Here is a 12,023-nt window from a genome sequence, read left to right on the forward strand (position 1 = left end):
ATGGGTTATTTTTTAATCATTCAAATTATTGGAACAACACATGGATTTAGCCTTCGACCGCCGCCACATCTGGCATCCTTACACTTCAACCTTAACACCTCTGACCTGCTATCCGGTCAGTGCCGCGCAAGGTGTGACACTACAGTTGGAAGACGGTCGAACGCTGGTTGACGGTATGTCCTCATGGTGGTCAGCCATTCATGGCTATAACCATCCGCACCTTAACGCTGCGGCGCACGCTCAGATTGATCGAGTTTCCCATGTCATGTTTGGTGGCATCACACACCAACCCGCCATTAATCTGTGCAAGAAACTTCTATCACTCGCACCGAGCAACCTAGAGCACGTATTCTTAACCGATTCGGGATCGGTGGCTGTAGAAGTCAGTTTGAAAATGGCGTTGCAATATTGGCACGCCAAAGGCGAGTCTCGACCTAAATTCCTCACGTTACGCCACGGCTATCACGGTGATACGTTCGCCGCTATGTCAGTCACCGACCCTGACAACTCCATGCACTCTTTATACAAAGGCTTCTTACCGGAGCATATTTTCGCCAACTCGCCCACAGTCGGTTTTTGGGATGAGTGGAACCCAGACGATTTAGCCCATTTCGCCGAGCAAATCGACCAGCATCATACTCAGCTGGCGGCGGTGATCTTAGAGCCTATCGTCCAAGGCGCTGGCGGCATGCGCATCTATCATCCTGAGTTTTTAAAAGGTGTCCGAACGCTTTGTGACCAATATGGCCTGCTGCTGATTGCCGATGAAATCGCCACGGGTTTTGGCCGCACAGGCAAGCTCTTTGCTTGTGAACACGCTGATGTTCAACCGGATATTTTGTGCGTAGGAAAAGCGTTAACGGGCGGTTATATGACGCTGTCCGCTACCTTGACCAGCAAACAGGTCGCCGACACCGTGTGCAGCGGGGAAGCTGGCTGCTTTATGCATGGACCAACATTCATGGGCAACCCCCTCGCCTGTGCGGTTGCAACGGCGAGTTTAGAGTTAATCGAACAAGGAGATTGGCGCAAGCAAACGAGAGAGATTGAACGGCTGTTTTCTCAATTACTGCCATCACTGCAAGCCTACCCAATCGTCAAAGAGACGCGCTGGCTAGGCGCGATTGGCGTGGTTGAAACTCATCGTCCAGTCAATATGGAAGTGATCCAAGCTCTGTTTGTCGAGCTCGGCGTGTGGATTCGCCCATTTGGCAAACTGATCTATATCATGCCGCCCTTTATCAGTGAGCGAGAGCATATTGAACAACTGGTCAACGCAATTGAAACCGCGCTTCAGCGTGCAGAGTGTTTTGTTTAGCTACGAGATAACAAAAACCCAGCGCAGAGGCTGGGTTTGATATTGATTTGATGAGATTAACCGATGTGCGTTGCGCCGCCCATGTACTTCTGAAGTACGGTCGGAATGGCAATACGGCCGTCTGCTTCTTGGTTGTTTTCAAGAATGGCAACCATGGTACGGCCAACAGCCAAACCAGAACCGTTTAGAGTATGCACCAGCTCTGGTTTCTTCTCTGCTTTACGACGGAAGCGTGCTTGCATGCGACGAGCTTGGAAATCCCACATGTTTGAGCATGAAGAGATTTCACGGTAAGTATTTTGCGCCGGCACCCACACTTCTAAGTCGTAAGTCTTGTGAGAACCGAAACCCATGTCGCCAGTACAAAGTAGCACTTTACGGTAAGGTAGCTCGAGCAGTTGCAGTACTTTTTCTGCATGACCAGTCAGCTCTTCCAACGCGTTCATTGAGTCTTCAGGTTTGGTGATTTGAACCAGTTCCACTTTGTCGAATTGGTGCATACGGATCAAACCGCGCGTATCACGGCCATAAGAACCCGCTTCAGAGCGGAAACACGGCGTATGTGCCGTCATCTTGATTGGCAGATCCGCTTCATCCGTGATGGTATCACGCACTAAGTTAGTCACAGGAACTTCAGCCGTTGGAATAAGAGAAAGTTTGCGCGGCTCTTCATCACTGGCCTTTTCTGTCAACGGCTCAGTATGGAACAGATCCTTACCAAATTTAGGCAGTTGACCTGTACCGAATAGGCTGTCTGCGTTCACAAGGTAAGGCACATACATTTCTGTATAGCCGTGCTCTTCTGTGTGCAGATCCAGCATAAACTGAGCGATGGCACGGTGTAGACGAGCAAATTGACCTTTCATCACGATGAAACGTGCACCAGTGATCTTAACCGCGCTGGCGAAATCTAGACCGTCACCCATTTCGCCTAGGTCAACGTGATCTTTTAATTCGAAGTCGTAAGACTTTGGCTCACCCCAACGCGAAATCTCAAGATTATCGTTCTCGTCTTTACCATTTGGCACTTCATCCGCAGGAATGTTTGGAACAGAAAGGATGATGTCATCTAACTGCGCCATCAGTGCGTCAAGTTCGAGTTTTTTCGCATCTAAATCAGAGCCTAATGATCCGATTTGTTGCTTGATCTTTTCTGCACCTTCTTTGTCACCAGCCGACATCAGTTGACCGATTTGCTTGGAGATGGAGTTACGCGTGGATTGTAAATTTTCAACTTCTACTTGAATGGACTTACGTTGTTCTTCAAGTTTACCGATTGTCTCTACGTCTAGCTTAAAGCCACGACGTGCCAGTTTAGCAGCTGTTTCATGCAGCTCTGTACGAAGTAATTTAGAATCCAGCATTGTTAATCCTATGCTTTTTGTTGTGAAGGTACGCACCCAATCCTGTCGAGCACGTTGAAAAAATTAACCGAACAAATGTATCCAAAAACGCCTACTTTTCATAGCGCTTTTGTGGGCTATTTGCGTCTAAATTAGCCAGGTAATCTAACTTTTCCGCGATTTTGCCCTCTAAACCGCGGTTTGTTGGCTGATAGTACTTACGTGATGCCATTTCTAATGGAAGGTAGCGTTCTCCCGCAGCGTAAGCCCCGGGCTCATCGTGCGCGTAGCGATAGCCTTCACCGTAGCCGAGATCTTTCATCAGTCCGGTTGGCGCGTTGCGCAAATGGAATGGTACCTCATATTCAGGCAAATTGTGGGCATCGGCCAGCGCTTGTTTCCACGCGGTATACACGGCATTACTTTTCGGCGCGCAGGCTAAGTAGACGATCGCCTGTGCAATAGCGCGTTCACCTTCTGCCGGACCTACACGGGTGAAACAATCCCACGCGGCGAGTGCCACTTGCATCGCTCTGGGATCCGCGTTACCAACGTCTTCAGACGCGATCGCCAGCAGACGGCGGGCAATGTAGAGCGGAGCACAACCTGCGGCAATCATTCGCGCAGCCCAATACAAGGCCGCATCGGGATTCGATCCGCGAATCGACTTATGCACCGCGGAGATCAGGTCGTACCAAATATCGCCTTTGTTATCAAAGCGAGAGACTTTCTCTCCCGCCACTTCGGCCAACAGCGCCAAGGTGATCTGTTTTTCGCCTTGCGCATTCTCTTCGGCCATGTCGTAGAGCAGTTCCAGATAGTTGAGTGACATTCTCGCGTCACCATTCACCAATTCAGCAAGGCGACTTAGGACGTTGTCGGCAAAATGCGCAGAAATGTTACCCAATCCGCGCGACTTATCTTCTATGGCTTGACGCAGCGCAAGCAAGATTTCATCGCTACTAAGTGACGTGAGCTTGTACACTCGCGCTCGCGACAGTAATGCGTTGTTGAGTTCAAAAGAAGGGTTTTCCGTGGTCGCACCAATAAACGTCACCGTGCCATCTTCAATGTGGGGCAAAAAGGCATCCTGCTGAGATTTATTAAAGCGGTGCACCTCATCGACAAACAAAATGGTTCGTCGCCCAGCAAGTTTGTTTTCACGCGCTTTTTCAATCGCCGCACGGATCTCTTTGACCCCCGATGTCACCGCAGAAACACGCTCAACTTCCGCATTGGCGTAGTTTGCCGCCACTTCAGCCAAGGTGGTTTTACCCGTGCCAGGTGGTCCCCAAAGAATCATCGAGTGCAAATGGCCGGCTTCCAATGCTCGGCGCAGCGGCTTTCCCGGCCCGAGAATATGTTGCTGGCCGATATACTGCTCAACCGTTTCTGGCCTCATACGAGCAGCAAGGGGACGAAAATCCTCGTCCCCTGAAAAATCTAACGTGTAATTGGTCACGAGCGATTAATTCCTTTGATCATCCACTTCCACTCCCTCTGGAATGGCGAAGGTAAATCTGTCGGCATTCGGTTTGCCCAGCTTCACTTGGCTGAACTTGAACAGCCCTTTTTGGCCGTCTTGCTCAATCACATTAAAGCCATTGACTATGCCTTTGGCATCAATATCGATTTGAAACTGGCCTTGAGTCGAATCGACTGCTTTCGGACTTAAGGTAAAGACATTGCCTTGTTGCTCAACGCGATAATTCTGCCAATCACTGGCTCGATTGCGTGTTAGTAGTACAAAGGGGGTTTGCTCCGTCGCTTGCTCTTGCCAATAAATGCTGACCTGTTCAATAAAAGGGCTGTAGTACCAAAGCGTTTTGCCATCAGAAACTAACAGGTTTTCATCCGGAAAAGTGGTGTTCCAGCGAAACAGACTCGGACGAGCAATTTCAACGGTTCCTTCCCCTTCCATAATGGTTTCCCCTTCGGGGCTGAGGACCGTTTGGGAAAATTGGGCACTAAAGCCATCGTTGATCGCCAAGCGGTTGCTGAGCTCCTCCTGTGGGGAAGCCATTACCGACGCGCTTAGAAACATCAACGTAAACCATTTCTTCATTTTTCTACCTTTCTACAACTTGTGGCGAGAAAACTCGTGTTATTGGACGGCGATTCAATCCGTAAGTTCACTAATCTCTGGGTGGCGCGGGAGCTAGAACTTCGCGATTGCCGTTATGGCCCGGTGCGCTGACAATGCCCTGCGCTTCGAGTTGCTCTACGATCCGGGCGGCTCGGTTATAACCAATTTTAAAGCGACGCTGAACGCCAGACACAGAGCCACGGCGCGATTGAACCACATGCTCAACCACCTGATCGAACAGCGGGTCCAACTCATCATCGCTTTCCATCTGCTCTCCCGGTAACAGCGCATCAGGGCCTTGATCGCCGCTGACAATCTCTTCAATATAATTGGGTTTGCCACGCGCTTTCCAGTTATTTACCACGGCATGCACATCGTCATCGGAAGCAAACGCACCATGAACACGAATCGTGTGACTTGAACCGGGAGGCAGATAGAGCATATCGCCCATTCCCAGTAACGACTCCGCGCCACCTTGGTCCAAAATGGTTCGTGAATCCGTTTTGGTTGACACGGTAAACGCCACACGGGTTGGAATGTTGGCTTTGATTAGACCCGTGATCACATCGACCGAAGGACGCTGGGTCGCGAGGATCAAGTGGATGCCTGCCGCACGCGCTTTTTGCGCCAAGCGAGCAATCAGCTCTTCCACTTTTTTACCCACCACCATCATCAAGTCGGCAAACTCATCAACCACCACCACAATGTAAGGCAGTTTTTCCAGCAATGGCGGCTCCGTGTCCATACTATCGCCTTCTTTCCACAGCGGATCGTGTATCGGATGACCCGCTTCTGCGGCCATTTTCAGCTTTTCATTAAAGCCTTTAATGTTACGGACACCCATCACCGACATCAGTTTATAGCGACGCTCCATCTCACCCACACACCAGCGTAGCGCGTTAGAAGCATCCTTCATGTCGGTCACCACTTCGGCCAACAGATGTGGAATGCCTTCATAAATAGACAACTCAAGCATTTTCGGGTCGATCATGATAAAGCGCACCTCTTCCGGGCTAGCTTTATACAGCATGCTCAGGATCATCACGTTGACCCCAACAGATTTACCAGAACCTGTGGTACCCGCCACCAGCACATGCGGCATCTTAGACAAATCGGCAACCAGCGCTTCGCCCGCAATATCTTGCCCCAGCACCACAGTGGTCGGCGAGGTGGCTTGCTCAAACTGAGGGCTCGCAATCACATCAGAGAGATAGACGGTCTGGCGGCTCATGTTCGGCAGTTCGAGACCGACATACGGCTTGCCAGGGATCACCTCGACAACACGCACCGCCATAGCAGACAGCGAGCGCGCCAAGTCCATCGACAGACTGGAGATGCGGCTGACCTTCACCCCTGGCGCTAAATCCAACTCAAAACGCGTAATCACAGGGCCGGGAAAAATCCCCACAACGCGCGCTTTAATCTTGTAATCGGCCAGTTTTGATTCCACCAAACGCGCAATGTGCTCCAGCGCTTCTTTATCGATGAAATTTTCTCGCTTTTCTGGATGATAAAGCAGCTCTAACGTCGGCAACGGCTCTTGTGGTACAGGCAGGTTCTGCTCTTTTTTCATCAAGAACGGATTGTTTGCCCCTGCCATGTTTTGCTGAGCTTGGCTGACCATATTCTGAAAAGCGGTGACATCTTCATCAGCTTGATCAGCTTGAGGCTCTTCTTCACTCTCGTCATTTTCATAAAACGCAGATGTCTCTGTTTCTGACGAAGACCACGACTGCTGCTCAAGCGGAGTTTGCGCTTGATACTCTTCTGGCTCTTGCATCCAAGGCGGTAAATCGAGATCGTCTTCCAAGTTCGACATTACTGGTTCATGTCGATGCGGCTCAACCATTTCATCCCCGATTTTATCCAGCTCGGAGGCCGAAATGACAGGCTCAAACGATGGCTCATCTTGAGACCATGGCGGCTCTGCGTTCTCTGGCACTGATTCTACGGGTGACGCTGTCGGCTGCGAATAAACGGGCGATTCAGTTGGCATGTCATCGGCAAACATCGCCTCTTGCTCCAACTCCTCAATGGTCGCCGTCAGCTTTTGACTGCGCGTTTCTTGCGGCATTTCTGACGCAATGTCTGCGTGGTAATTGGCCTGAGAAGCCATATGAATGGGATAGTCAGTTTGCGACGCAGCGGCCACAGCGGGCTCTTCAAGATATTCTTCATCATGGTGCTGCGGCAAGTCTTGCGCCTTCTCGTTCACATTAGGCGTATCCAAAAGCTCACGTTCTAAGCGGATGTTTTGTAACTGAGGCTCCAATGTCTCACCCGCGTCACCACGCACTTTGTTGACTAGCCAAACAAACAACCCAATGGCCAGATTGCCGAGCGATTCAACAATCGCTAACCAAGAAATCCCAGTCAGCAAGGTAAAGCCCGCCCCCCATAAAAAGAGCAGCACTAACGTGGTGCCTAATAAATTGAGCACAGGCAAGGCTAAGTTAGTCAATACATCGCCAATCACGCCACCAGAAGAGAAATACCAGATATCATCGAAGTTGATGTCCGCCAAACCACAGCTGGTCAGGATCAGAATCACGAGACCAAGTAAACGCGTTCCCCACAGCATCAGGTCGATGTGTTCGTCTTCGTCTCGTTTGCGGAAAAACACCCACGCGGCGATGGTGAGTAACAAAGGAAGTGGATAGGCCAATAAGCCAAAAGCAAAAAAGAGGGTATCGGCGATCCAAGCGCCTAAAATACCGCCCGCATTGCTAATTCCCCCGCCCCAAGCCGTTTGCGACCAAGAAGGATCTGCAGGGCTGAAAGTGATGAGTGCTGCCGCCAGCAATACAGAACTGAGCACACCGAGGATCAGACCGCACTCTTTGAGACGTTGAAAACCGTTCAGACGGGAAGACTGAGGCTCTTCGCTTGTTTTTATAATCGTTTCGACTTTCTTCGCGTTCTCTTTGAACATAAATCAACTTGAATCATTATTAATCTGAAACACTCCGAGCGGCCAAAGCCGCTCGGATTAATAAGTTGATTTAACCACATCGAAAGGAAAAACCCAACGTCTCGTCTGCGAAAGCAGGCATATAACCTGCTTTCCTTACAAGAATTTAACGGGTTTTAATCACCAGTTGATTGCTTTGTTTCACTTCTTCCATAACAACGTAGGTTCGCGTGTCGTTCACACCCGGTAGGCGTAAAAGCGTGTCACCCAACAGTTTACGGTAAGCTCCCATGTCAGATACACGAGTTTTCAGCAAATAGTCGAAGTCACCAGAAACCAGATGACACTCTTGGATATCATCCAGCTTTTGCACTGCGGTGTTGAATTGCTCAAACACATCCGGTGCACCACGATTTAACGTGATCTCAACAAATACCAATAGAGAAGCGTCAAGATACTGGGGGTTTAACAACGCGGTATAACCCGTGATGTAACCTTGACGTTCGAGACGGCGCACACGCTCCAAACACGGCGTTGGTGAGAGGCCTACGCGTTTTGAGAGTTCTACGTTTGAAATTCGACCATCTTTCTGCAATTCATTCAAAATATTGCGATCGATTCGGTCTAGATCCTTGGACGGCTTTTTGTAGTTGTCTGCCATTTTTTATTCCACCTTATTACTTCCTTGCAAAAAAATATACTACAACTTTTTAATATTCAGTATCAAATTTTATTTAAACCCATCTATACTAGGCGTTAATTCGACAATACTACCCTACACATAGTCAATACAACCATAATAACTTAAGGAGTCAGGATGATTATTGGCGTTCCAAAGGAAATCAAGAACCATGAATACCGTGTTGGCATGATCCCAGCCAGCGTGAGAGAAGTGATCTCTCATGGTCACCAAGTGTTTGTTGAAACTAATGCCGGCGCAGGCATCGGTTTTTCAGACGATGACTATATTGCTGCAGGCGCATCCATTCTTCCTACTGCTGCTGACGTATTTGCGAAAGCAGAAATGATTGTAAAGGTTAAAGAACCTCAAGCTGTCGAACGTGCAATGCTTCGTGAAGGGCAAATTTTATTTACCTATTTACACTTAGCCCCAGATTTTCCACAAACTGAAGAGCTAATCAAGAGCAAAGCTGTCTGCATAGCCTATGAGACTGTAACAGATCATATGGGTCGCTTGCCACTACTCGCACCGATGTCTGAAGTTGCTGGTCGTATGTCTATCCAAGCTGGCGCCCAGACTCTTGAGAAGTCTCACGGCGGTTGTGGCCTTCTTCTGGGCGGCGTACCTGGCGTTGAACCAGCAAAAGTCGTTGTTATCGGCGGCGGCGTTGTGGGCGCGAACGCAGCGCGCATGGCAGTTGGTCTACGTGCGGATGTCACTATCCTTGACCGTAGCGTAGACACGCTTCGTAAACTGGACGAAGAATTCCAAGGCCGCGCTAAAGTGGTTTATTCTACAGAAGATGCTATAGAGAAGCACGTTCTAGAAGCGGATCTTGTTATCGGTGCCGTATTAATTCCGGGTGCAGCTGCGCCAAAATTGGTAACCAAAGAGCACATTGCGAAAATGAAACCAGGCTCGGCGGTAGTTGACGTGGCGATTGACCAAGGCGGCTGCTTTGAAACATCTCACGCGACCACTCACGCAGAACCGACTTACATCGTTGATGATGTGGTTCATTACTGCGTGGCCAACATGCCAGGTGCAGTTGCACGTACGTCCACTTTCGCATTGAACAATGCCACCCTCCCTTACATCGTGAAACTGGCTAATCTGGGTTACCAGCGCGCGCTGACCGACGACAAAGGCTTCTTAAAAGGCTTAAACGTCATTCACGGCAAAGTGACTTGCAAAGAAGTCGCAGACAACTTCAACCTTGAGTACATCGCACCAGCTGACGCTATTGCTATGTTCAACTAAGGTTGTCCTGCTCGTCGAGTACTCAGCTAGAAACACAAAAAGCTCGCTACTAACGCGAGCTTTTTTATTCTTTTAATTATATAACTTATGACAAAATAATCTATTGGGAAAATAATTTCAGCGCAATGTCACTTCACAAAAGCGACTTTCGAGCTTGGATCAGCAGATTCCTTGGTGTAACCCTGCGTTCGCAAAAGGTGAACAGATCGACACAATAGCCGTGCTGCTGCAAAAACAGCGCTCGGTCATAGACTAGCCACATTTCCAACGGACGCTGAAAAATTTGCTGCACTAGGCTCAACCGCTCCATACACCAGAAGCGCTCTTCACCCAATGTCTCAAAGCGGGCATAGTCGACCTTAGGTAAAAGTAACGACTTTTGCGTCGCGGCCCAGTGACAAAATGCTTCAAAACCGGCATTTAACTGCGATTTTTTAATACTGGGCACAGGTACATACTCTTGCAACTGCATCTGTTCTCGGCATAACAGATCAAAAGCCAGTCGATAGATCATTTCCTGCTCACGTTGACGTTTGACGCGCTCACCACCGGTAACGGTTTGTTGCAAAGGAATGCGTAGCTCTTTTTTACTCAGCTTCAGTTTGGATTGCTGCGCGGGTATCGATAACGCTTGATAAGCTTCATCCTGAATTAAATGATAACAACAGGGTGCAATGCTCATTGCGGCAACGTTAGCGCTCGTACCTTGCTGTATCAGGCGGACATGAAGATCACCACAAGCATGAAGTGCAACCGCATGTTGATTGGAATGAAAAAACCGCTTAGATTGCTCATCAAACGCGTCGCCTTGGACAAACGACATCTCTAAATTGAGCTCGTTTGCCGCTTTCTGGCCCTCTTCACACAAGGCATGCTGATATTCAAAACTGATAACAGGCTGCTGACTTTCGCCCGCCAACACGCGTCCAAGATACCCTTTCCCCGCACACCATTCTAACCATGAATCACCAGCGTGGTTGTCCAGACAAACGGCTCCCATCGCGGTAATTTGCTGCAATTTTCGACCTGGAATACCGTTGCTAATCACCGATGATAGGCTTATTTGCCTTTTGTTGAGCGAAGTAACATCCGCCATATCCTTGACAACAGATAAACTGGGGAAGAAAGGCTTTAACTGCTCCTCCAGTATTTCTGGCTGTGTTTTAAGTTGTGCGATTTGCTGATGGCTCAACAGAGACAGCCAGTTGCAGAGGTCAGGATGGGAAGCTTGCCAAGGCAGTGTGTTGGCTAAACTGCGATGAAAAGGTTCGAAGCGCCAGAAATCTTCGTTTTCCAGCAACCAGTCGTTTATGAAATGAAATTGAGCTTGCATACTTCCCCCAAAACAAGCAGATATTTTGGAGGAAGTCGATACGATTGGAAAGCGCTTAGCGTACTGGGAGGACGATATCTTTGAACATCTCTTCAATTTCCGCGTTCGATTTGAGCGAAATCGCCTGCTCAACCACTGGGCGAGTCAGGTGCGGTGCAAAACGTTCCATAAAATCGTACATATAAGAGCGCAAGAAAGTCCCACGACGAAAACCGATACTGGTGGTGCTAGCACCAAACAGATGGCTGGCATCAATCGAGACCAAATCTTTATCCTGCTCTTTATCGACTGCCATGCTGGCAATCACACCAACGCCAATGCCCATACGCACGTAGGTTTTGATCACATCGGCATCCGTCGCAGTAAAGACGACTTTCGGGGTGAGGCCGACACGATTAAACGCTGTATCTAGCTCAGAGCGCCCTGTGAACCCAAATACGTACGTCACCAATGGGTAAGTGGCTAAATCTTGAATAGTCACCTTCTCTTTACGCGCCAGCGGATGATCTTTTGGTACAACAATTGAACGATTCCAGTGGTAGCAAGGTAACATGACGGCATCTTGATAGAGGTGTAGTGCTTCAGTCGCAATGGCGAAATTAGCCGTGCCTTTGGCAATTGCCTCTGACATTTGGCTTGGCGTGCCTTGATGCATATGCAGAGAAACTTTCGGATAACGGGCAGTGAAGCCTTTAATCACATCCGGTAACGCATAACGGGCCTGAGTGTGAGTCGTTGAGATATTCAGCGTGCCCATTTCAGGATGGGTGTGCTCACCAGCCACAGCTTTGATGCTTTCTACTCGCGCGAGAATTTCTTGGGAAATCCGCACTATGTCCTCACCCGCTCGGGTTACTTGCGTAAGATGTTTTCCACTTCGCTCAAAGATTTGAATGCCCAGCTCATCTTCCAGCAATCGCACTTGCTTACTGATACCCGGCTGCGAGGTATACAGACTCTCTGCTGTCGCAGACACATTGAGATTGTGATTGACAACCTCAACGATGTATTTCAGTTGTTGCAGTTTCATAGTCGCCTCGTAGTCCGTTACTCATAACTAAACTTCATCCACATGAGTAAAAACCAAACA

The 12,023-nt window shown here is 49.0% G+C and carries 9 protein-coding genes; 2 read left to right on the forward strand and 7 right to left on the reverse strand.

The genetic code is table 11. The features are described from left to right. The first annotated feature begins 40 nt into the window (after positions 1–40). Positions 41–1,318, forward strand: a complete 1,278-nt coding sequence (bioA, locus tag EWA64_RS03430) for an adenosylmethionine--8-amino-7-oxononanoate transaminase (RefSeq protein ID WP_061895519.1) — start codon at positions 41–43, stop codon at positions 1,316–1,318. A gap of 56 nt (positions 1,319–1,374) precedes the next feature. Here the strand turns inward: bioA and serS are convergent, their stop codons facing one another. From serS to lrp, 5 genes are all read right to left on the reverse strand, one after another. Next, a complete protein-coding gene (gene serS, locus EWA64_RS03435) occupies positions 1,375–2,682 on the reverse strand; it encodes a serine--tRNA ligase (protein ID WP_061895518.1) in 1,308 nt (435 codons plus the stop codon). A gap of 91 nt (positions 2,683–2,773) precedes the next feature. Beyond that, positions 2,774–4,123 (reverse strand): replication-associated recombination protein A, encoded by a 1,350-nt coding sequence (locus tag EWA64_RS03440; RefSeq protein WP_061895517.1) that lies wholly within the window; start codon positions 4,121–4,123, stop codon positions 2,774–2,776. A 6-nt stretch (positions 4,124–4,129) separates the two neighbouring features. Then, positions 4,130–4,726 carry an outer membrane lipoprotein periplasmic chaperone LolA gene (lolA, locus tag EWA64_RS03445; RefSeq protein WP_061895516.1) on the reverse strand — a complete coding sequence of 199 codons (597 nt, stop codon included), beginning with the start codon at positions 4,724–4,726 and terminating at the stop codon, positions 4,130–4,132. A gap of 70 nt (positions 4,727–4,796) precedes the next feature. Continuing rightward, positions 4,797–7,679 carry a DNA translocase FtsK gene (locus EWA64_RS03450; RefSeq protein WP_061895515.1) on the reverse strand — a complete coding sequence of 961 codons (2,883 nt, stop codon included), beginning with the start codon at positions 7,677–7,679 and terminating at the stop codon, positions 4,797–4,799. Positions 7,680–7,824: 145 nt separating this feature from the next. Then, complete coding sequence (gene lrp / locus EWA64_RS03455) at positions 7,825–8,319, reverse strand: leucine-responsive transcriptional regulator Lrp (RefSeq protein ID WP_039429735.1); 495 nt, start codon at positions 8,317–8,319, stop codon at positions 7,825–7,827. 156 nt (positions 8,320–8,475) lie between these two features. Here lrp and ald point away from each other — a divergent pair, with 156 nt between their 5' ends. Further along, positions 8,476–9,600 carry an alanine dehydrogenase gene (ald, locus tag EWA64_RS03460; protein ID WP_061895514.1) on the forward strand — a complete coding sequence of 375 codons (1,125 nt, stop codon included), beginning with the start codon at positions 8,476–8,478 and terminating at the stop codon, positions 9,598–9,600. Between the two features lie 133 nt (positions 9,601–9,733). Here the strand turns inward: ald and EWA64_RS03465 are convergent, their stop codons facing one another. Beyond that, entirely contained in the window at positions 9,734–10,933 is a 1,200-nt protein-coding gene (locus tag EWA64_RS03465; RefSeq protein ID WP_061895513.1) for a methyltransferase, read from the reverse strand. A 55-nt stretch (positions 10,934–10,988) separates the two neighbouring features. Next, positions 10,989–11,963, reverse strand: coding sequence for an HTH-type transcriptional regulator CysB (gene cysB / locus EWA64_RS03470; RefSeq protein ID WP_045572017.1), 975 nt, complete (start codon positions 11,961–11,963; stop codon positions 10,989–10,991). Between the last annotated feature and the right edge of the window lie 60 nt (positions 11,964–12,023).

The sequence above is a fragment of the Vibrio cidicii genome (assembly GCF_009665415.1).
In the GTDB taxonomy this organism is placed as follows: Bacteria; Pseudomonadota; Gammaproteobacteria; order Enterobacterales; family Vibrionaceae; genus Vibrio; species Vibrio cidicii.

Excerpts from the sequence above, each read along its gene's own strand:
- serS (WP_061895518.1), bottom strand. The coding sequence starts at position 2,682 with ATGCTGGATTCTAAATTACTTCGTACAGAGCTGCATGAAACAGCTGCT.
- lrp (WP_039429735.1), bottom strand. The coding sequence starts at position 8,319 with ATGGCAGACAACTACAAAAAGCCGTCCAAGGATCTAGACCGAATCGAT.
- bioA (WP_061895519.1), top strand. The coding sequence starts at position 41 with ATGGATTTAGCCTTCGACCGCCGCCACATCTGGCATCCTTACACTTCA.
- lolA (WP_061895516.1), bottom strand. The coding sequence starts at position 4,726 with ATGAAGAAATGGTTTACGTTGATGTTTCTAAGCGCGTCGGTAATGGCT.
- ald (WP_061895514.1), top strand. The coding sequence starts at position 8,476 with ATGATTATTGGCGTTCCAAAGGAAATCAAGAACCATGAATACCGTGTT.
- EWA64_RS03465 (WP_061895513.1), bottom strand. The coding sequence starts at position 10,933 with ATGCAAGCTCAATTTCATTTCATAAACGACTGGTTGCTGGAAAACGAA.
- cysB (WP_045572017.1), bottom strand. The coding sequence starts at position 11,963 with ATGAAACTGCAACAACTGAAATACATCGTTGAGGTTGTCAATCACAAT.
- EWA64_RS03450 (WP_061895515.1), bottom strand. The coding sequence starts at position 7,679 with ATGTTCAAAGAGAACGCGAAGAAAGTCGAAACGATTATAAAAACAAGC.